Source organism: Baekduia alba (assembly GCF_028416635.1).
Classification (GTDB): Bacteria; Actinomycetota; Thermoleophilia; order Solirubrobacterales; family Solirubrobacteraceae; genus Baekduia; species Baekduia alba.
The window spans coordinates 4,112,189-4,132,984 of the sequence record NZ_CP114013.1; the positions used below are offsets into that span (position 1 = coordinate 4,112,189).

Here is a 20,796-nt window from a genome sequence, read left to right on the forward strand (position 1 = left end):
TCTCACGCCGTCCATCGACCGAACTGGAGAGGCCATGACCGCCTTGTCGGAAGCGCCAATCGTCCTAACGCGCGGGAGCGACGTCCTGACGCAGACCGCTCAGACCGAGGGCGCGCGGCGGCTGCTCGGCGTCGGGGCCGCGACCGGCGCCAGCCGGATCTGGATGGGCCGCGTCGAGAACGCGCCCGGCGAGTGGTCGGCGCCGCACCACCACGGCGAGGCCGAGACGGGAGGCTTCGTGCTGTCGGGCCGGGCGCGCATCTACTTCGGCGCGGACTACTCCGAGTTCATCGACATGGGGGCGGGCGACTTCTGCTTCGTCCCGCCGTTCGTCCCGCACATCGAGGGCAACATGAGCGACACCGAGCCGCTCGTCTACATCACGGCGCGCACCCCCGACAACATCGTGGTCAACCTGCCCGGCCCTGGCCGCGACGTCCACGCCGACACGCTGCGCGCGGGACGGAGCTGACCATGGCCGGAGCGATCGTCATCGGCGCCGGCCCCGGCATCGGCGCGTCCGTCGCGCGGCGCTTCGCCCGCGAGGGCCTGCCCGTCGCGCTGCTGGCCCGTTCCGCCGCGACGCTCGAGGCGAGCGCGCGCACCGTCGTCGACGCGGGCGGCACGGCGCTCAGCCTCGTCGCCGACAGCACCGACGACGAGGGGCTGCGCGCCGCGCTGGCCCAGGCCGTGGAGCGCCACGGCGTCCCCGAGGTCCTCGTCTACAACGCCGCGCAGATCCGCTCCGACCAGCCCGGCGACCTGACGGTCGACGAACACCGCGACGCCTGGGCGGTCAACGTCGCCGGCGCGGTCACGGCCGTCGCCGCGGTCGCGCCCGCGATGGCGGACGCCGGCGCGGGGACGGTGCTCCTCACCGGCGGGATGCCGGAGCCGCTGTTCGACCTGGTCAGCCTCTCGCTCGGCAAGGCCGGCATCCGCGCGCTCGCGCAGCTGCTCGACGCCCACTACGGCGAGCGCGGCCTGCACGTCGCGACCGTGACGGTCTGCGGCCCCGTCGAGCCCGGCGGCCCGTTCGACCCCGACGAGATCGCCGACGCGTACTGGCGGCTGCATCGCCAGCCGCGGGAGGCGTGGGAGCGCGAGCTGGTCTACCGCGGTCGCGCCTGAGGGGCCTGAGGGCGGCGCCGGCGCGCGCCGGTGCCGCCGTCGCCTCCTAGCCGCCCTCGCTGACCAGCGGCGCGAGCATCTGCCCGAGCTCGACCTGGCGCTGGTCGTTGGTCAGCGACCGCAGCACGAAGTCGGAGTAGACGGTGGCGATCTCCGCGAGCGACATGCGGCCGCCCGGCTGGTACCAGTCGGCGACCTGTGTGCCTATCGCGACGATGCCGTAGGTCGCCAGCCGCACGTCGCTGACGTGGAAGACGCCGGCGTCGACGCCGTCGCTGACGATCTTCCGCAGCAGCTGCTCGTACTCGTCGCGCTGCTCGACCACCGCGGCGCGCTTGACCGGCGGAAGCGCGCGCAGCTCCGAGTTGCCGATGAAGACCTCCTGCGACCGCACGGCGTGGAACGCGACGTGGAGCTCCACCGCGGTGCGCAGGCGGTCGACGGGCTCGGTCTGCGTGGCCAGCGCGGCGTTCACCTCGTCGAGGAGGTCGCGCATGATCCCGCTCATGATCGAGTACAGCAGCTCCTCCTTGGAGCTGATGTGGTTGTACAGGCTGCCGACCTTGATGCCGACGTCCGAGGCGAGGTCGCGCAGCGACGTGGCCTCGTAGCCGTGCTGGCAGAACAGCCGGATCGCGGACCCGCGGATGGCTTCTGCGGTGATGGCTCCGTTGCGCGGCAATGGGTTAGCTCCCTGGGACGAACAAGCGCTCGTTTTCAGCTTAGCAGTAAGCGCGACGGCGCGGAGCGGCCGCCCAGCGGCCGCCCCTCGGCTTCGCGATGCGACCTAGAACAGTTTCTCCAACTGCGCGGACGTCAGGCTCGACGACAGGTCGGCGTCGGGCGGCAGGCCCTTGTCGCACCGCGGGTCCTTGCCGCCGCGCGTGTCCATGAACGGCTGCACCTGGTAGCCGGCGGGCTCGTCGTCGCTGACGCCGTTCTTGATCGCGACCGCCTTGCGCAGCGCGATGCGGGCGAGCGTCGGCGTCTCGTCCATCGACAGCAGCGGGAACCGCTTGGGCTCAGCGGCCCAGACGCAGCCGAGCTCGTTGGCGCTGGCCACGGTCGCGATCGGCACCATCGGCTTGCCGGCGTTGCGATAGGCGCGCACGGCACCCGTCATGGCCGTCCCGTAGGAGGAGAAGTACCCGTCGATCTTGGGGTACTTGCCCAGCGCTCCGGCCACCGCCTGCTGGACCGACGCCGCGTCGAACTTGGTCTCCAGGAACGTCGACTGCAGCAGCTTGAGGCCCGGCGTCGCCGCGAGCTCCTCCTTGAGGACACCGAGCCACTTGGTGTCCTGCGGGTTGCCGGGCGTGCCGCCCACGAAGAGCAGGTTGCCCTTGCCCCCGAGCGCCGATGCCATCCAGGCGACCCACTGCTTGATCAGCGTCTTGTCGTCGACCGAGATGAAGTCCGCGTAGTCCTTGCCGATCGTCCCGCCCGGGTCGGCGTTGTACGGCACGACCGCGACGCCCTTCTTGTAGGCCCTGCGCAGCGCCGACAGCGTCGCGCTGCCGAAGTCGTCGAAGCCGATGATGACGTCGACCCCCTGGGCCACGAGCGCGTCGACCCCCGAGATGTACTTCTGCGGATCACCGTTGGCGTCGACGTACAGCGGCTTCTCGATGTTCGAGCACTTGGCCGCCTCGTCCTCGTACTCGGCGCGGACGATCTTGCGCCACCCGTTGCCGCCAAAGCCGTCGACCAGCGCGACCTTCAGCGGCTTGGTGCCGCAGAACCGGGTGATGTCCGGGCGCCCGTCGGGCCCCGCCGAGGCGGCGATCGCGGCCTCGGACTTCTGCGTCGCGGCCGCCGCGTCGGCGCTCGCGCCGTCGCCCGTCTTGCTCGTCTTGCTCGTCGCGCCGCACGCGGCGATGGAGACCGCGGCAAGCGCGCTCGCTCCCGTCATCGCGGCCAGCCTGACCTGTCGGTGCACCCTCATGACTCCTCCACGCCCTCTCTCCAGGACCCGCGACCGGACCATCCGGACCAAGACGGACCGTAAACAAGCAAGCGTTCGTTTTCAACTCCAAATTCATATTAGGCGATTTTGCAGGTCTTTCCGTGATCCACAGCGCCGTGTCGTTACGTCGAAGTTGACGAACAAGCGTAAGTTTGCCTACGCTGCCCTACGTCAATGCAGCCGAGGCGAACGGTCGCTGCGGCTCACGGAGAGAGGTGGAGAGATGCGCTCGAGTGCAGCTCGGGGGTCTGTCGCGTCGCTGGCAGCGCTGCTGGTCGCAGCCGCGGCGACGGGATGTGGCGGCAGCAGCAACAGCGACGCGTCTGGCGGCGCGACGACGGCGCCCGCGTCGAAGACCGGCGCGGCGGCCGGCGGCGTGTGCGGCACCAAGCCGATCACGGTCGGCTTCGCCAAGGGCGCCGGCGACACGTGGACCAAGATCACGCTGGCCACGCTGAAGGACGAAGCGGCCAAGTGCCCCAACATCAAGAAGGTCCTGTTCACCGACGCCCGCGGCAACCAGACCAAGGGCATCGCCGACCTCAACGGCCTCGTCGCCCAAGGCGTCAACGTCCTCGTCGTCATGCCCGAGTTCGGCCCCGCCCAGCTGCCCGCGCTGCGGGCGGCGACGCGTGCCGGCGTCACCGTCATCACCCAGATCGACGCGCTCGGCGCCAAGGTCCCCCAGGACATCGCCGGCGACGTCAACCCCGACATGGACGCCGTCGGCAAGCAGTGGGCCGACTGGCTGGAGAAGACGACGCCGAACGGCAAGGTCGTGTTCCTCGGCGGGATCCCCGGCGCGCAGTCCTCCAAGACGCTGTTCGACGCGCTGAAGAAGGGCCTGGCCGCGCACCCCGACCTCAAGCTCGTCGTCGACCACGTCGTCGACACCAACTGGAACGCCGGACAGCGCCAGCGCGTGATGGCCGGGCTGCTGGCCAAGTACGGGCGCATCGACGCGGTCGTCTCCGACTACGGGACGATCGACTACGGGACGCTCAACGCCTACAAGCAGGCGCACCTCAAGCTGCCGGCGCTCGCCGCGTTCGCCAGCTCCAACGGGATCAGCTGCTACTGGGCCAAGAACGGCAAGTTCCCGTTCCTGTCGGTCGACGGTCAGACGACGGTCATCCGGCACTCCCTGCGCAAGGGCCTGGCGCTCTTCAACGAGGTCAAGGACCCCGAGCCCGGGACCGTCCAGCTCGTCAACGGCATCGACACGTCGGCCGGCAAGCCGCCGACCTGCGACACGTCGCTGCCCGACGACGCCGCGCTCGGCTCCGACCTCTCGCCGGACCAGCTCCGAGCGATCTTCAACTAGCCAACACACCCCAACCAAGGAGACGCTGACATGAGCGACCTGGAGACGCGCGTGGCCAAGCTCGAGGCGGCTGAGGAGATCAAGCGCCTCAAGTACCGCCACATCCAGCTGACCGACGCCGGCTACCCCACCGACGACCTCACCGCGCTGTGGGCCGAGGACGGGACGTGGGAGGGCATCTTCACCGACGTCGACGAGCGCTGGGAGGGCGCGCCTGGCACCGGCGCCTTCCACGGCCACGAAGGCATCCAGCGCTTCTGGGAGCTCAACGGAGAGCTCTACCAGTGGGTGCTGCACATCATGGTGTCGCCCGACATCACGGTCAACGACGACCTCGAGACCGCGTCGGGCAAGTGGCACTGGCTGATGCCGTGCATCCGCAAGATCGACGGAGCGCCGACGTCCGCGTGGCTCGGCGGCTTCCAGACGGACACGTATCGGAAGGTCGACGGGGTCTGGAAGTTCCAGACCGTCCGCGTCGACCTGAAGGTGATGGCCTCGCACGAGGGCGGCTGGTACCCCGACCGCTATATCAACGAGGCCCCGGTGTCGTGACCCGGTCCGGCTCCTCCTCCGTGTCGACGACTCCCGCTGCGGCGGGGGTCGTCGACCGCCGGGCCGCCGGCACGCGCCTGCTGCTCACCGAGGTCAGCCGGGCGTTCCCCGGCGTCCAGGCGCTCGACCGCGTGAGCCTCGACGTCGCGGCGGGCGAGATCCACGGCCTGGTCGGGGAGAACGGCGCCGGCAAGTCGACGCTGATGGCGATCGCCTCCGGCGCCCTGGCCGCCGACCACGGCCACGTGCGGGTCGACGGCGTCGCCCTCGAGCAGTCCGGCGACCCGTCGCAGGCCCGCCGGCTGGGCGTCGCGATCGTCCGCCAGCACCCGCAGCTGATGCCCGACCTGACCGTGGCCGAGAACCTGGTGGCTGGGCTCGACGAGGTCCACCGGCCGCGCTCCCTGCGTGAGCTCGAGGCATGGGCCGGCGACCGCCTCCGCGACTGGCGCGAGGACTGCGGGCTCGCGCCCGGCGACCGCGTCGACACGCTCGCGCCCGACCAGCGCTTCGTCGTCGAGATCGCGCGGGCGCTCGCGCAGCGCCCCGCGGTGCTGATCCTCGACGAGCCGACCGAGCATCTCCTGCCGACCGACGTCGACGTGCTCTTCGCCCGCGTCCGCGCGCTCGCCGCGCAGGGCACGGCCATCGTCTACATCTCGCATCGCCTGCGGGAGGTCCAGCGCCTCGTCGACCGGCTCACGGTCCTGCGCGACGGCACCTCCTGCGGGACCTACGGCGCCGGCGACCTCACCGAGGACGAGATCGTCGAGCTGATCGCGGGCCGTCCGATCGCCGCGGCGTTCCCGGCGCGCCACTCGGCGGTCGGCACCGAGGCGGTCCTCGAGCTCGAGGGCTTCGGCGGCCCGGGGTTCGCGCCGCTCGACGTCACCGTGCGCCGCGGCGAGATCCTGGGTCTGGCGGGCATCGAGGGCAACGGGCAGCGTGAGCTGCTGCGCGCGCTCGCGGGCCTCGCGCCGGCGACCGGCGAGATCGTGCTCGAGGGCCGTCGGCTCGCCGCCCGCCGGGCGCGACCCGCCGCCCGGCCCGGCATCGCCTACGTGCCCAACGACCGCCATCGCGAGGGGATCCTCGCCGACGCCAGCGTCCGGGAGAACCTGTCGCTGCGGCGGCTGGACATGGTCGCGCGACACGGTCTGCTGCGGCCGCGCGTCGAGCGCCGCCGGGCCGCGGCCGCCGTCGCCGACTTCGACATCAAGACGCCCACCGTCGACACGCCGATCGGCAGCCTCTCGGGTGGCAACCAGCAGAAGGCGGTCCTGGCGGGGGCGCTGGCCACCGAGCCCCGGCTGCTGCTGGCCGACGAGCCCACCCAGGGCGTCGACGTCGGGGCACGCACCGAGATCTACCGCGTGCTGCGCGACTACCTGGAGGACGGCCACGCGATCGTCCTGCTCGCCTCCGACGCGCTCGAGCTCGAAGGGCTCTGCGATCGCGTGCTCGTCTTCTCGCGCGGGCAGGTCACCGCGACGCTCGACGGCGACGCGGTGACCGAGCGCAACATCGCCTCGGCGCTGCTGACCACGACGACGGCCGCACGCGCCGGCGACGCCGCGCAGCGCGGCGGTCGCGGTCACCGGCTGCGGTCGTGGCTGGCCGGAGACGGCGCGCCGCCGCTGATCGTCGCGCTCGCCGTCCTGCTGCTCGGGCTCTACGCGATGTCGGCCAACGACCTGTTCCTGACCGAGCGCAACCTCGTCGGGATCCTCGCGCTGACCGCGACGCTCGCGCTGGCGGCGATAGGCCAGCAGCTGGCGATGCTCGTCGGCGGGATCGACCTGTCGGTCGGGCCGCTGATGGGCCTGCTGGTGGTCATCGAGTCGTTCTTCCTGACCGAGGGCGCGGGCGCCAGACGTGCCGCGGTCGGCTGGGTGCTGCTCGTGGTCGTCGCCGTCGCGGTCGGCGCGCTGAACTGGTCGCTGGTCGACCTCGGCAAGCTGCACCCGATGGTCGCGACGCTCGTGACCTACATGGGGCTGCAGGGCATCTCGCTGCTGCTGCGCCCGACGCCGGACGGCCTGATCTCCAGCGACCTCATCGCCACGATCACGACCGGCTGGGGCATCGTGCCCGCCGCGTTCGTGGTCGCCGTGGTCGTCGCCGTCGGGCTGCAGCTCGCGCTGACGCGCACGCGGGTCGGCATCGAGCTGCGCGCCGTCGGGTCCAACGCGGAGGCCGCGCGCGTCTCGGGGATCAGCCCGCCCGTCCGCCGGCTGATCGCCTACGTCGGCTGCTCGCTGCTGGCGGCGGCCGCCTCCGTCCTGCTGATGGCCCAGGTCGGGTCCGGCGACCCGTCCGCGGGGTTGGACTACACCTTGACCAGCGTCGCGGCCGCCGTGATCGGCGGCGCCAGCATCTTCGGCGGCCGCGGCTCGTTCATCGGGTGCCTGCTCGGCGCCCTCCTCCTCCAGGAGGTGACGTCGGTGACGACGTTCCTGCAGCTCGACGCGGCGTGGCAGTCCTACCTCCAGGGCGGGATGATCCTGCTCGCGGTCGCGGCCTACTCGATCGCGCGCCGGTCGGTGGAGCACGCGCGATGAGCGCGCTCGTCCAGCGCGTGACGCGCTCGGAGTACGTCGGGGTCTGGTACGCCACCGCTGCGCTCTTTCTCGCCAGCGCGATCGTCGCCCCCGCAACCGTGCGCGGAGACGCGATCCGGCTGATGGTGCCGTTCGCCGCGATCCTCTCGATCGCCGCGATCGGCCAGACGCTGGTGATCCGCCAGCGCGGGATCGACCTGTCGGTCGCCGGCGTGATGTCGCTGTCGGGGATCGTGACGAGCAAGGTCGCCGCCGAGCACCACCTCGCGGTCGTCCCCGCGATCGCCGTGACGTTGTTGGTGTGCCTGCTGATCGGCGTCGTGACCGGGCTGATCGTGACGCGCCTGGGGATCACGCCGCTGGTGACCACGCTGGCGGTCAACGCGCTCCTGCTCGGCGCGATCCAGACCTACTCGGGCGGCGTGCCGATCGGGGCGCCCGCGGGGCTGAACCGGTTCGCGCTCGGCGCCGTCCTCGGCATCCCCAACACGGCGCTCGTGGCGATCGCGGTCGTCGCGCTCGTGTCGGCGATCATCGGCGGCACGACGTTCGGGCGGCGCTTCGTCGCCGTCGGCGAGAGCCCCGAGACCGCACGTGTCGCGGCAGTCGCCGTGCTCCGCTACGAGGTGGCGACCTACGCGCTCGCCGCCGTCTGCTTCGGCATCGCCGGGATCCTGCTCGCCGGCTACGTCGCCACGGCGATCCCCAACGCGGGCGACAGCTACCTCCTGCCGGTGATCGCCGCGGTCGTCGTCGGAGGGACGCCGTTCACCGGTGGGCGCGGCAGCGTGATGGCGACCGTCGTGGCGGCCGTCTTCCTCTCCCAGCTGCTCGCGCTCGTGCTCGCCCTCGGCGCCCCGAGCTCCACGCAGTTCCTGGTCCAGAGCGCGGCTATCGCATTCGCGACCGGCTTCCGCCACCTGAAGGTGCCGGCGGCCCTGCGGCGCCGCCGGTCGATCGCGCTGGACGGAGCGCCGTGAGCGGCTCAGGTACGCAAGCAGGACAGGGGTGTCCAGGTACTGCCGCGCCCGGTCGACGGACGACTCGCTGCCGTCGATCGTGGTCGGCCGGCGCTACGCGTCCGGGTCATCGACCTGCCTCCGCGCGCGGGCTAGGGTCGCCCGCCTGAGGGTGAACCGTCGCCATGTGGGCGTGCTGCAGCACGATGGGGCCGAAGAGCGTAGGGCTACGCGGCGTGGAAGAAGGCGCGGTTGGTGAACGTCTGGGAGGGCACGTCGGCGAACCAGTGGTCAGACGTCGCGAAGCCGCGAGCCAGCGCCCACAGGACCGCGCATCTGTCACGTCGATGGCGCGGCCTGCTCGCCGGGAGGCCAGCGCCAGGTCAGCTCCCACCAGGCCTGCGCATGACGGTCAGGCCGACGAGGCGCGAGACGATCATCGCGATGAAGGCCACGCCTGCGAGCTGCTCGATCATCACGATCGCACGGGCGAAAGCCTTGACCGGCACGACGTCGCTCAGGCCGGTGCTCGACAGGGTTGTGAAGCTGAGGAACAGCAGCTCCATCCAGGTCCGGTCCCCGGTCGGGTCGACTGCGGCGATGAAGCTCTGCGGCTCGATCGCCTGGCACACCGTGAAGGTGTAGGCGAACGCCCAGGCCACGAGCGTGAACGTGGCCCCGACCGCGAACAGCTCGTCTCGGGTGACGTCGTGGTCGGCCAGCATGTAGGTGATCAGCGCGCCGGCCGCGTAGAAGTACAGGATCGCCTCCAGCACCGACGAGTACGGCAGCAGCGTGTCGCTGCCGGTGACCGCCTGGATGGCCAGCAGCACCACCGCCGGCAGGCCGAGCAGCAAGGCGATCCACGTCAGCGCCGGGGTGCTGCGCACAGCCAACAGCACGAGGCCGAGGATCAGGATGCCCAGGGCGCTGAACACCGCACGTCCCGCGCCGCTGCCTTCCATGAACGGATACAGGAGCACGGCCGCCAACTGGGTGGCGAGCAGCAGCGCCGAAGGTTCCTGCCTCGCCAGCCTGAGCATCGCGACAGGCTAGCCACGAGCCCGGGCGACCCGCGTCGCCATCGCCTACGAGGCGCTGCGCGGACGCGCGGATGAGCACGTGATGAACACTTGCCTGCGTGCAGCGTCTGCGGTCCTTCGCGTTCTCGATCGGCTGCCGGCTCATGGTCGCCGGCATTCTGCTGACGGTCCTGCACGCGGCGTAGGGAATCGCCCTGACCGTGCTCGGTCTCGTTGTCGGCTCGATGAGCACGGCCCACGGCAAGGCCTCGTCGCGCGACGCGTGACACGATCGGCCGGAGTTGTAGATGCTCCGCCGGGCTCGACGGTCGTGACCTCGTCCAGGAGGTGTTCGTCGCGCGACGGGCCGGCCGGCGCCCATCGTCCAGCGCGCGAGCGTTCCTGCAGCTCGTTGCGTCGGCGCTGCCGCTCAGACGCCCAGCAGCAGATATGAGGCGGTACCGTGCCGTTGCGTGGAAGGGCTTGCCGTGGCTGATCCGACCGATCCCATCCGTCTCGGCATCGTCGGGCTCGGTGCCATGGGTGCGGAGATGCTCGCGGTTGCAACGGCGGCTCCCGGCGTTGAGGTCGTCCACGCCGCAGATCCATCGACCGAGGCCGTTCAGCGCGCCGCTCGAGACCATCCCGCGATCCTGATCGGCACCGATCCCGATGCGGTGGTGCGGAGTGACGCCATCGATGCGATCTACATCGCAGCGCCGCCGCTGCACCACGCCGACTACGCGGTCCGTGCCCTAGACGCCGGGAAGGCGGTCTTCTGCGAGAAGCCGCTGGCGATCGACCTGGACGACGGTCGCGCCATGGTCGCGGCGGCTCAGCGATCGGGTCTCGTGAACGCCGTCAACTTCGCGCTTGCCGATCGACATGCGGCGCTCGAGGTGGAACGCGCCGTGCGTGCTGGCGAAGCCGGCGACGTGCGTGGCGTCGACATCCGACTGACGTTCCCGACCTGGCCGAGAAGCTTCCAGAAAGACGCTCATTGGCTGTCGCAAGCCGAGCAAGGAGGCATGCTTCGGGAAGTGCTGTCTCACTTCATCTACCTCACGGACCGTCTGCTCGGGCCCCTGGAACCGGTGTTGCTCGACGCTCGCCGACCGGATGCGGGAAGCAGCGAGACGAGCGTGTTCGGGCTGCTGACCGCGGGCGACGTGCCCGTGCGCATCCTCGCCCGAGCTGACGCGGCGCTGCCCGAGACCTATGAGTGGGAGCTGCACGGCGCGCGCAGGTCCTACCGCCTCATCGACTGGGGTGAGCTCTCGGTCTCCGAAGGAGCAGCTTGGACGCCGATTGCGCTGGAGGCCGAGCGCGGCACCGAGGCCACGAGGCTGGCGGAGTTCGCACGCGCCGTCCGCCGATCCGAGGCGGCACGGCTCCCTGATTTCGAGACCGCCCTACGGGTGCAGACGATCATCGAAGCGTTCCACGATGGAGCTTGACCTCGACGACCGCGCGTTCATCGTGAGCGGCGGCAGTCGGGGGCTGGGGCGCGCCACCGCGGAGGTTCTCGTCGCCGAGGGCGCTCGGGTGCTGATCAGCGGCCGCGACGGTGATGCGCTCGACGATGCCGTGCGCGCGCTCGGGCCGTCGGCGACCGCCGCGACGGCCGACAACGCCGCGCCGGACGCCGCAGATGCGCTGGTGACCATGGCGCTTGCTTCATACGGACGGCTGGACGGGCCCTCATCTCCGTCGGCGGCCCACCGCGCGGGTCGGCGCTCGAGACCACCGATGAGCAATGGACGCAGTGGTTCGACACGCTCTTCCTCGGCGGCCTTCGCATCGCTCGAGGCGTCGCGGAGGCGGCGCGCGCGCGACGCGAGCCCGCGTCCATCGCGTTCGTGCTCTCCACGTCGGTCAAGCAGCCCATCGCCGACCTCGCGCTGTCGAACGGGCTCCGCCCCGGCTTGGCGATGGTGGCCAAGACCCTGGCAGACGAACTGGGCCCTCACGGGATCCGGGTCAACGGCCTCCTGCCCGGCCGGATCGCGACCGACCGGCTCGCCGCACCGGGCGCCGCCGCACGCGCGTCTGCGGCCCGCCAGGCCATCCCGTTGCGGCGCGACGGCACGCCGGCCGAGTTCGGACGCGTGGCCGCCTTCCTCCTCTCCCCCGCGGCCTCCTACGTGACCGGCGTGATGCTCGCGGTCGACGGAGGCGTCACGCGCTCGATGTGAGGCGCGACACCCGCGCCGCCGGAGGCGACGCGATCCGGCGCCGGCCGGCCGAACGTGATGCGCTCGCCGATGCCGCAGTTCGCGCGTTCTGCCTCACCAACGCGAACTTGCGCGCCAGTGAGCAGTCGCTGTGGTTCGTCGGAAATCTCCAGCGGATCCTGCGACGGGCCGAGACGACGCCCGGCATACATCTACGGCGTCTTGCTGAACAGGTTCTCGGCCTGTTTGAGTGTGTCCGACCCCTGGCAGAGGCTGAGAGGTGCGAGCCACCTCAAACGCCCACCTGGAAGGCCGGACACATGACCGACCGTAGATGCCGCTTCGGACCGGCGGCGAAGATCGAGATGATCCGCCGTCGACAGCGAGTCGTTTCGTTCGATCGCTGGTTCGATGGCCTGCTCACCGACGACGGTCAAGACGGCCTGGGACCGCTGGCAACGGGCCGGCCAAGAGCAGCGCGAGGACTTCTCTTGTCTGCTGCCCCGGCGGCCGATTCCAAGGACGTGTCCTTGGTCGTTGAGCGCCGAGGTTGAACGTTAGATCCTGGCCGCGAGGGCCAAGACCGGTTGGGGCGAGATGCGTCTGTCGGTGCTTTGCGGCGGACGGCATCGCTCGAGCATCGGCAAGGTCTTGCGTTGCCACGGTGTCTCGCGGCTGCCGAGATCTGCGCGGGCCAGCTCTCGGCGTTATGAGTGGGCCCAGGCCGGAGCGCTGCTGCACTTTGACGCGCTGCGACCGCCGAAGTTCGACCGCCCCGGCAACTGGGCGACCCGCCAAGCGCGCCGAGAAGGATCGCACCCGTCAGGCCGGAACGACCTACGTGCTCGGGGTCATCGATGATCACACCCGCCTGACCTACTGCGAGCTGCACAGCGGCGAAAGCGCAGTGGAGTTCCCCCGTTTCAACGGACGGGGTTGAGCTTTCGACGCGGCCACTATCTCAGTGGCCAGAACCAGTCGCAATGCCGGTCCGAGGGCGGATCGTGCAACGACCGCGATCAGAGCGGCCTGCGCCGGTGGGCGAAGAGCCTGAGCATCAGGACCTCGGCCGCCGCTGTGATGCCGTGGGCGGACATCGTTGCGTTCACGATCACGGCGCTCCTCGGCGCGGCGTCGCTCCCCCAAAGCGGTGACCTCGCCGTTGCCGGTGAGCGTCCGGATGCCTATGGTCGCCGCGACCGAGAACGGGAGTCGGCCGGGCTGGCTCCGATGCGGGAGGCAAGGTACCCATGTTGCGTCGCAAGATCATGATCATGGTCGGTTTGGCCAGCCTGTCGTTGGCGGCCGTGACCGCGGCCCAGGCCGCTGAGTGCCCGCCGCCACCGCCGTCGGACTGCCGACCGGCGGACGGCTCGCTCGACTGCCTGACGCCCTACGCCCGCGGGGTGATGTATGGGAACGCGCCAGCGGTGTCGCCGGTGTACTACTGGCGCCTGGGCGAGGACCTCGACTTCGCGCTGGACTGGATGCAGGGCGTCGGCTCCACGCTGGACCTCGGCAGCCAAGTGCAGCGATCCCAGCCGGGCGCGTTGGCGTGCGACGAGGACGGGTCGGTCGCGCTGTCGGGCGCCGTTTCGGACCAGGTGTGGGAGAGCCATCTCGTCGGCGACCCGGATGGCGTGCGCGCCGCCGCGCCGGGCACGGCGCCGTTCGGCCTGGCCATCTGGGTCAAGCCGAACCGGCTCGACGCCAACTCGCGCCGCATCATGGGGCACGAGCTGCCGGCCGGCGGCTACTTCCTCGCGGCGCGCAGCGACCGGCTGAGCTTCACGCGGTACGAGCACGGCGACGGCTCGTCGCACGAGGACACGATCGCCCTGTCGCACGGGCTGCCGAACGACCGCTGGTCGTTCGTCGTCGCGACCTACGACGCCGACCATGTCATGCATCTCTACGTGGATGGCGTCCAGGTGGCCGAGGGCGACTCCAAGCTCGCGCTTCCGGACGATCCGTCGTGGGACTTCGAGCACGGCGAGCCAGCGGGCACCGGCCGGCTGGTCCTCGGCGCGAGCGGTCGGTCCTACGACGCCCGCGTCCCGACGTCGCGGATGTACCTCGAATGGGACGGCGGGCTCGACGAGGCCGCGTTCTACGGCGACCGCATCCCGGAGGCGTCGGATGTCGACCGGCTGTGGCGCATCGGCACGACCGGCTGGTCGAGCGACCTGCCCGGATAGCGCGCGTCGAGCTCCCGGCTCGGTCAGCCGCCGGCCGGTTGCAGGCGGACGACGGTCGCGCCGAGTGCCGCTCGGGTCGCGGTGCTGCTCACACCCTCGCGCCACGCATCGCGCCCCTTGGGATACGACGGTCATAGCCGTCACCGGCGACATGGGCTTCACGGACGAAGACCTCGCCGCCCTCAGAGAACCCTGGCCCATGGGAGCCGTTGGCCCCGGATTCGCCGGGTTTCAGGCACTCGTGCCTGAAACGCCGAAGGCATACAACTCGTCCGCGGATGCAGCTGGAAGTCGCGATTTGCAGGGCATTTCTTGAGCCGGTCCGGCCGGGTGGCGCGAAAAAGCACCCGTGGATTACGGGCGATTCCGGACGGTCTAGGCACTGCTGGCGCTCGAGTGCCTGTAATCAGACCGGTCGCCTATGAGCGCCGTGTGGTCTCGTGAGACCAGCACATGGGCGGCGTTCCCGGCCAATCGCTCCGTCTGAGGGGTCTCATGAGTCTTCGGGCAGCAGGCCCAGCAATGTGCGGCGCTGGGCATTGCGCTCGGCGAGGGTCGCCTTGAGCGCCCAGGTGGCAGCCAGCTCCGAGTCTGCGGCCTCGACCCGCGGCGTACCAGTCGGGTTCGCGAACCGATGACGGATGTGCGATGAAGGCGTCTGAGGCTTCCTGGAGGCGATCTGTGTAGCCGTGAACGATCGCCTCGTGATGCCATGGCAGCAGCGGGCCCTCGATCGCATTGCCGATCGCCCGGACAAGCTGTTGAGCGCGCTGCGAGTCAACATTGACGATGACGGGATCTTCCTGCCGTGCCAGCGCGGCGCGCACGGTCGCAAGGCCCCGGCCGTGTTCACCGCCGCCAAGGCTAGACACCGGGCGCAGCCCCGGGTCATCCCCACGGCAAGCCGCACGCGGACACATCTACCGTCCCAGGCACGACATCCACCCGCTCTCACAGCACGTGGACCGAAACTGAGGTCGCCCACTCAGCGCCCGGCCCGGGTGCACGAGTCACGACACTGCCCGAGGGCCTTTGCTGGACAGTTCGACGCGCAGGTCACCGACGAGAACGCCGCCGGCTGCAGTCCCGGCTCGTCGTCGAGGCCGCGGCGGCCGACCGCCGGCTCGCGGCCCGGGAGGGACCTCCTCGTCGTGCCCGACGTGCTCGCAACGGCAGCGGCGTCACGGCCTGCTACTTCGAGTGGGTGCAGAGCCCACCAGATGTACGCCTGGGACCTCACCGACATCCGGTGCGCGTCCGACACGGATGCATCTGGCGCTGGACAAGCGTCCTCGACGCGGCAGAACGCCACGACGTCGACTGGCGCACGGCGGCGCCGACGTCGCGGTCGACCGCGACGCGCAGGCGGCGCGCTGGCGCGGCTGCGCGCCGTCCACCCCTGGAGCCGGTCGCGCCGATCCGTGTTGCGCGCGGATGTCATCGGCAGGCGCAAGCCGCCAGCCCATTTGGGCCAAGCGCCGCTGCGCCGAATCCCGGGTTTGCAGTCGCAGTCGGCTTCGCCGAATCGTCCGACGAAGGCACATTTGATCACCGACCCCCGCACGCATACCTTGTCGCGCTCACTTCTCCCCCTCTTCTTCGCCCTCGCGCCTAGCGCGCAACATCTCTCCCACAGCACAAGCTGCTGGGCCCGCCTCAGCCAATTCGTGACCGCCGAGACTCCCTCGCGGCTTCACGATCGATCCCCGCTGACTCGAGACCTTCGACGCCCGGCGCCGGATGCCTCGACGCGACCATGAACGCGCGTCCCGTAGCTCGCCAGCGGGTGGACGCTCGGGTACAACGCACCGAGCCCCGCCCGCCTCATCCTTTCCGGTCACGACACGGCTGAGGCTTCTCTACCCACCGAGCAACGTGCGCTCTCTCGTAGGTCGACTCGACCCCGGAACGGCGCATCACGCCCCCCGTCAGCACCCGGCCAGCAGGGCCCGGCGCCGGCAGCACAGAGAAAGGACCCGTGCCGGTCCAATGAAAACAGCGCCACGTCCCGTCTCGGCGCGGGGTCCACCCGCACCGACACGCGCCGTGCCGAGGCTGGCACGTGCCTCGCCTCATACGGCAAAGCAGGACGGACAACACAAACACCAAGGAAGGTCTGACATGACGACTGTGCAACGGCACACGAAAGCCGAGGACGATCAACAGCAGCCGCCCGCCCTCCACGGCGCCGCGCTGGAGTTCGTGTGGCTGGAGCTGACCGGCAAGTGCCAGCTGCAGTGCACGCAGTGCTACGCCGAGAGCGGCCCCTCGGGCACGCACGGAACGATGAGCGACGAGGACTGGATCAGGGTCATCGACCAGGCCGTCGGCCTGGGTGTGGGGATGGTGCAGTTCATCGGTGGTGAGCCGATGCTGCACCCGGCGCTCGGGACGCTGGTCGAGCATGCCCTCGACCAAGGCGTCGCCGTCGAGGTGTACAGCAACCTGGTTCACGTACCCAAGCACCTGTGGACGATCCTGTCGCGCGAGGGGGTACAGCTGGCCACATCGTGGTACACCGACGACCCGGGCGAGCACGCGCAGATCGTGGGGCGCCCGACCCACCGGCAAACGCTGGCCAACATCCAGCTCGCCCAGTCGCTGGGCATCCCGCTGCGCGCCGGAGCGATCCGCCTTGCCAACGACCAACGCATCGAGCACGGCGTCAACCAACTGCACACGCTTGGCGTGTCGCAGGTCGGCGTCGACGACCTGCGCGGCGTCGGTCGCGGTGCAATAGGCGCCGAGCCTGACCTCAGCGCGCTGTGTGGGCAATGCGCCAACGGGCGCGTGGCAATCCTGCCCGACGGCTCGGTCTCGCCGTGCGTGTTCTCCCGCTGGGACCAGATGCACGTCGGCAACGTCCGCCGGCAATCACTGACCGACATCGTCGCCGGCACTCCTCTCACCACCATCCGCCAAGAGCTCCAAAACCACTTCAACACGAGCACCGCACCCGTGGGAGTGTGCGACCCCAACGGCGCCTGCAGGCCGAACACACCCCCGCCGGGGTGTCGCCCCCAAGTCCCGAGCTGCCTGCCCGACAGGCCGCATCCGGTTGCGGACCCGGCGGAGCAGGCGCCCGCCCGGTCCGCATGCGAACCCGGTATCTGCGGCCCTGGCACACGGCATTGCAAGCCCGTAGCGCCGACGTGCCTTCCTGACAAGCCACATCCCGTCAACTGACCGCCGTCGCCAAGCTGCTTCACCTCGGCACGGCTGAGCGTGCCCGCACCGCCCCCATGAGGACATGGGGGCGGTGCGCGACCGGTGCTGCCGAGGGCACTGCACGTGCTCGGTCCGATGCGAGAGCCGCGTGACTCGTGGCGGGGTCTCCCGCGCGATAGAGACGTCGTCGATCCCGCTCATCGGGATCGGCGGCGCCTCGACGCCTCCAAGTCGCGGCCCCGACCGCTCTCTTTTTTTCTTCTTACATCTTAGTAATCATTTATCCTTGTTGATCTGTAACCGCCGGCAAGGAACGCTCGGGACACGATGCGGCGCTGTCGCAGCGGCGTCGCTGATGCCGACGATCCAGGGCGTCGTTCATGAGATGGTCGATGCCGGAGGCGTCGGCGTTTCTGCTTGATCCAGCACGCCACACCGGCTTGCGGGCTGACGGCCGCGTCGCCCCCCAGCGGCGTGTGGCCAGGGGATCTCGCGTCCCCCGGTGATCCCGCTCGGACGCACGATGAGCGCCGCCAAGAGCGCAAGAGCGAGAACGAGATTCGCAGTGCTCGACGGAATGTCCAGCCCGGAGACGCCATTGACCTCGGCACGCTGGCACGCGACAACGATCACGGTCATGAACACGCAGCCGGCAACCGGCCCGGTCACGCTGCGCAACCTCCGACCACCAGCATGGCGATCGACAAGAACGTCAACGGAAAGTAGAAGTCCAGATAGCTAAAAATGAGCACCTTGGGCGCCCCGCCGCTCATGAGACGGGCCGCCCGCGTCAGGCGGGCGAGACACACGCCTCAGCGTTCGACGCAGCGGATGCCCTCGTGCGCGATAACCCGGCCTTCCGGACACCCCGCACCACAATGATCAGCTGTAGGTGAGCACAGCCGCTCGTCGCCGGCCTGGGGACCGGCGAGGGCGGTTGCCCACCGGCGAGCCGCCCGCCTACCTGGAATGCTGGGTACGGCGGGGCGGCGCGCCTTCGCTAGCGTCCCGTCGACACCACCAACTTGCCCGCGACGCGGTCGTGCTCCATGTCGTCGTGGGCCGTTGCAATCTCGTCCATGGTGTAGGTCTTGGCGATCGGCACCGTCGCCTCGCCGGCGGCGATCGCGTCCAGGAAGTCCTGCAGGACGGCCGGCGGGAGGTCGAACGCGTCGCCGGAATAGCCGGTGAGGTGCACGCCGTTGGGCAGGAAGCCGGCTGGGTAGAAGTCCGGCACGGTCCACTCGTTGGAGAGGTAGCCGGTGCTGCAGGCCACGCCGTGCACGCGCGTGGCTTCCAGGCTTCACCGCCCGGCGGCGGTCGCGGGCCTCAAACCTGCTGGCGGACTTATCCCTGATTGTCAGCATTAGTTGAATGATAAGAATATATGATAAAAAGATATGCCGAGCGTTTCATCACTGCGGGCCGCCCGCCCGTCGCGGTGTGCGAGAGGCGGGGCGGCTCGAGCGGGTGCTCGGCGATCAGTCGGCCGGCGCCGAGCGTCGTCGTGTCCTGATGTCCAGCAGGTAGAGGCGCCGCTGCTCGATCTCCTCGGGCGGGCAGGTGAGCGCGTCCGTCCAGTCGCCCCCCAGACCTTCGGCGCGGACGCCGTGCGCGATGTACGCGCCCTCCCAGCCTCGGCCGAGCTCGCGCGACGCGGCGATCCGGGACATGCCCAGCGGGACCCGCTCCCTCGGTCCCGTAGGGAGGGCGCGCGGCTCCTCGCGCGGACCGAAGACGTCGGCCGGCAGCAACTCCCAGTCGAGCGTCTCTTCCGGCAGCTCCGCGACCGGTCGCTCGCCCAGCGGCAGGGCGGTGAGCTGCATCATCGCGCGCATGATCTCGCTGTAGCGCAGCGAGCCGTCGGCGATGTGATCGACGAAGTGGCGCGCCGAGTGGGGTCATCGTGATCGTCACGAAGATCGACTTCGCGTGGCGCATGCGCGCCTCAATGTCCCGGTTCGCGTTGTACGCGTCGCGCGCGATCGCTGCGGCGATCACGAGGCGAACGCGGTTGTCACGTTGCGGGCTCAGCGTGAACGATCACCGGGGAGTCCGCGCTCGTCGCGCCAGTGGGACCGGATCGTGACTTCGCCGTCGTCCCCCCGTCCCCAATCACCGCCACGCTCTTCTGGTCGCCGACGTCGAGCGTCAGGACGCGTGCTGCGGTGACCGGCTGGGGCAGCCCTTTGGCCAGCTCTGGAAATCGCGGACGCAGCTCCTGCGAGAAGTCCGCCAATACTGCCTCCATGTCGCCGCGCAGCACGGCATCAGCATGCTGCTGGATGTGATCGCGCGTCCTTGTCTCGTCCATCGTCGCTCCTTGGTGTCGCTGTGGTTATCGACGGGCCTGCGTCGGGTTGCTAGTCGTGGACGCCTCTAAGCGCGAGCGCGCTTTCGGGCGCCGTTGACGCCACCCTCACCACGACGCGATCGCCGAGACCGCCCGATGGTTTCGCTCCCGCGGCGGGTACGTAAGCCTGCCGAGGCGAGGGCCCGGTGCGGTCCATCACCCACTCCACGCCGGTCGGCGCTTCGGCCGAGCCGTGGCCGGCGACCAAGTCAACGCCGTCGCACGAGCGCGTTCGATGGCGTGCGTGCGGGGCGGGCCGGCCCCGACCGGGAATGCTGCAAATGGATCAGCGATCGATGGTGGTCATCATCGCCGCGGGGTAGCGTTCGCCGATCGCCGCGCCGACCGGCGCCGCCGCGTCGAGGGCTTCCAGGAGCTCGGAGGTGAGCTCGAGCTTCGCGGCGGCCAGGTTGGCCGCGAGTCGTTCGCTGTGCCGGGTACCGGGGATCGGCAGGATGTCGTGGTTCTGGCCCAGCAGCCAGGCGAGCGCCAGCTGGCTCGGGGCCACGTCGCTGGCCGCGGCCAGATCGTGGATGCGCTGGACGAGGGCGAGGTTGGCGTCCACGGTGTCGGCCGCGAAGCGCGGTGCCGTCAGTCGCCAGTCGCCCGGCGCCAGATCCTCCCGCGAGCGGATCGCGCCGGTGAGCATTCCGCGTCCGAGCGGCGCGTAGGCCACCAGGCTGACCCCAAGCGCTTGCGTCGTCGGCAGCACGTCGACCTCGGGCGAGCGCTCCCACAGCGAGTACTCGATCTGAAGGGCGGCGATCGGGTGAACGGCGTGGGCGCGGCGCAGGGTCGAGGCGCTGACCTCGCAGAGGCCGAGGTGCCTGACCTTGCCCTCGGTGACGAGCTCGGCCATCGCGCCGACGGTCTCCTCGATGGGAACCTTCGGATCGAGACGGTGCTGGAAGTACACGTCGATCGTCTCTAGCCCGAGACGGCGGAGGCTGGCTTCGGCGGCCTGGCGAACGTAGGCCGGCGAGCCGTCGATGCGAACCAGCGCGCCGCCGTCGGTGCGAACCTGCCCGAACTTGGTGGCGATCACCGCGGGGGTCGACGCTGCGGCGACTGCGCGGGCGATGAGTCGCTCGTTGGACTGGGGACCGTAGGCATCGGCGGTATCGAGTAGGCAGCCGGCCTCGATGCCGGCCGCCAGCGTCCTTAGCGATTGCGCGTCGTCGGTCTGGCCATAGAACTCGCTCATGCCCATGCACCCGAGGCCGATCGGTCCGGCGCCGAGGGTGTGGGAGAGGGAGAGGGAGAGGGACGAGGTGCTGGAGGTCATGGGCTTCCTTGGTGAAAGGCGTTTCCAACGGAACGGTTGGGTTGGAATCGACGGTACACTCACGGCCATGGCTCGTCAAGCAAGTTCCAACGAACCGGTT

The 20,796-nt window shown here is 70.2% G+C and carries 18 protein-coding genes and 2 pseudogenes; 11 read left to right on the plus strand and 9 right to left on the minus strand.

The features are described from left to right. Positions 1–34 precede the first annotated feature (34 nt). Together DSM104299_RS20640 and DSM104299_RS20645 are read left to right on the plus strand one after the other, a co-directional pair. Positions 35–472, plus strand: coding sequence for a cupin domain-containing protein (locus DSM104299_RS20640; protein ID WP_349294467.1), 438 nt, complete (start codon positions 35–37; stop codon positions 470–472). A gap of 2 nt (positions 473–474) precedes the next feature. Continuing rightward, on the plus strand, positions 475–1,131 hold the full coding sequence (locus DSM104299_RS20645; protein WP_272473545.1) for an SDR family NAD(P)-dependent oxidoreductase: 657 nt from the start codon (positions 475–477) through the stop codon (positions 1,129–1,131). A 46-nt stretch (positions 1,132–1,177) separates the two neighbouring features. On the opposite strand, the gene DSM104299_RS20650 is transcribed toward DSM104299_RS20645, so the two are convergent. Then, entirely contained in the window at positions 1,178–1,813 is a 636-nt protein-coding gene (locus DSM104299_RS20650) for a TetR/AcrR family transcriptional regulator (protein WP_272473546.1), read from the minus strand. Positions 1,814–1,918: 105 nt separating this feature from the next. Beyond that, complete coding sequence (locus tag DSM104299_RS20655; protein ID WP_272473547.1) at positions 1,919–3,043, minus strand: substrate-binding domain-containing protein; 1,125 nt, start codon at positions 3,041–3,043, stop codon at positions 1,919–1,921. A 277-nt stretch (positions 3,044–3,320) separates the two neighbouring features. Between DSM104299_RS20655 and DSM104299_RS20660 the strand changes: the two genes are divergently transcribed. From DSM104299_RS20660 to DSM104299_RS20675, 4 genes are read left to right on the plus strand one after another with little or no spacing between them, the layout of a single operon-like run. Then, positions 3,321–4,421, plus strand: a complete 1,101-nt coding sequence (locus tag DSM104299_RS20660) for a substrate-binding domain-containing protein (protein ID WP_272473548.1) — start codon at positions 3,321–3,323, stop codon at positions 4,419–4,421. A 30-nt stretch (positions 4,422–4,451) separates the two neighbouring features. Then, positions 4,452–4,976: a nuclear transport factor 2 family protein gene (locus DSM104299_RS20665; RefSeq protein ID WP_272473549.1), complete on the plus strand. Its 525-nt coding sequence runs from the start codon at positions 4,452–4,454 to the stop codon at positions 4,974–4,976. Positions 4,977–4,996: 20 nt separating this feature from the next. Further along, a complete protein-coding gene (locus DSM104299_RS20670) occupies positions 4,997–7,537 on the plus strand; it encodes an ATP-binding cassette domain-containing protein (RefSeq protein ID WP_272473550.1) in 2,541 nt (846 codons plus the stop codon). Further along, positions 7,534–8,517, plus strand: a complete 984-nt coding sequence (locus DSM104299_RS20675; protein ID WP_272473551.1) for an ABC transporter permease — start codon at positions 7,534–7,536, stop codon at positions 8,515–8,517. The genes DSM104299_RS20670 and DSM104299_RS20675 overlap by 4 nt, the downstream gene beginning before the upstream one ends. A 206-nt stretch (positions 8,518–8,723) precedes the next feature. Here DSM104299_RS20675 and DSM104299_RS29450 read toward each other — a convergent pair. Next, a pseudogene (locus DSM104299_RS29450) lies at positions 8,724–8,831 on the minus strand (alkaline phosphatase family protein); the annotation flags it as partial. 48 nt (positions 8,832–8,879) lie between these two features. Then, a complete protein-coding gene (locus DSM104299_RS20680) occupies positions 8,880–9,539 on the minus strand; it encodes a potassium channel family protein (protein ID WP_272473552.1) in 660 nt (219 codons plus the stop codon). Between the two features lie 452 nt (positions 9,540–9,991). On the opposite strand from DSM104299_RS20680, the gene DSM104299_RS20685 reads away from it, so the two are divergent. From DSM104299_RS20685 to DSM104299_RS20705, 5 genes and pseudogenes are all read left to right on the plus strand, one after another. Next, the gene (locus tag DSM104299_RS20685; RefSeq protein WP_272473553.1) at positions 9,992–10,975 is read left to right on the plus strand and encodes a Gfo/Idh/MocA family protein; all 984 of its coding nucleotides are present in this window, start codon (positions 9,992–9,994) and stop codon (positions 10,973–10,975) included. Then, positions 10,965–11,713, plus strand: a pseudogene (locus DSM104299_RS20690) (SDR family oxidoreductase). Before DSM104299_RS20685 ends, DSM104299_RS20690 begins: the two are co-directional and overlap by 11 nt. Beyond that, positions 11,710–12,246 carry a hypothetical protein gene (locus DSM104299_RS20695; RefSeq protein WP_272473554.1) on the plus strand — a complete coding sequence of 179 codons (537 nt, stop codon included), beginning with the start codon at positions 11,710–11,712 and terminating at the stop codon, positions 12,244–12,246. Before DSM104299_RS20690 ends, DSM104299_RS20695 begins: the two are co-directional and overlap by 4 nt. Positions 12,247–12,942: 696 nt before the next feature. Then, entirely contained in the window at positions 12,943–13,890 is a 948-nt protein-coding gene (locus tag DSM104299_RS20700; protein ID WP_272473555.1) for a LamG-like jellyroll fold domain-containing protein, read from the plus strand. A 2,121-nt stretch (positions 13,891–16,011) separates the two neighbouring features. Continuing rightward, positions 16,012–17,076 carry a radical SAM protein gene (locus DSM104299_RS20705; RefSeq protein WP_272473556.1) on the plus strand — a complete coding sequence of 355 codons (1,065 nt, stop codon included), beginning with the start codon at positions 16,012–16,014 and terminating at the stop codon, positions 17,074–17,076. A gap of 360 nt (positions 17,077–17,436) precedes the next feature. Here DSM104299_RS20705 and DSM104299_RS20710 read toward each other — a convergent pair whose 3' ends face one another. From DSM104299_RS20710 to DSM104299_RS20730, 5 genes are all read right to left on the minus strand, one after another. Beyond that, a complete protein-coding gene (locus DSM104299_RS20710) occupies positions 17,437–17,727 on the minus strand; it encodes a hypothetical protein (protein ID WP_272473557.1) in 291 nt (96 codons plus the stop codon). Positions 17,728–18,058: 331 nt separating this feature from the next. After that, entirely contained in the window at positions 18,059–18,334 is a 276-nt protein-coding gene (locus tag DSM104299_RS20715; protein WP_272473558.1) for a zinc-binding dehydrogenase, read from the minus strand. A 205-nt stretch (positions 18,335–18,539) separates the two neighbouring features. After that, on the minus strand, positions 18,540–18,887 hold the full coding sequence (locus DSM104299_RS20720; RefSeq protein WP_272473559.1) for a hypothetical protein: 348 nt from the start codon (positions 18,885–18,887) through the stop codon (positions 18,540–18,542). A 188-nt stretch (positions 18,888–19,075) separates the two neighbouring features. Then, the gene (locus tag DSM104299_RS20725; protein WP_272473560.1) at positions 19,076–19,372 is read right to left on the minus strand and encodes a hypothetical protein; all 297 of its coding nucleotides are present in this window, start codon (positions 19,370–19,372) and stop codon (positions 19,076–19,078) included. A 325-nt stretch (positions 19,373–19,697) separates the two neighbouring features. Then, entirely contained in the window at positions 19,698–20,696 is a 999-nt protein-coding gene (locus tag DSM104299_RS20730) for an aldo/keto reductase (RefSeq protein ID WP_272473561.1), read from the minus strand. Positions 20,697–20,796: the final 100 nt, after the last annotated feature.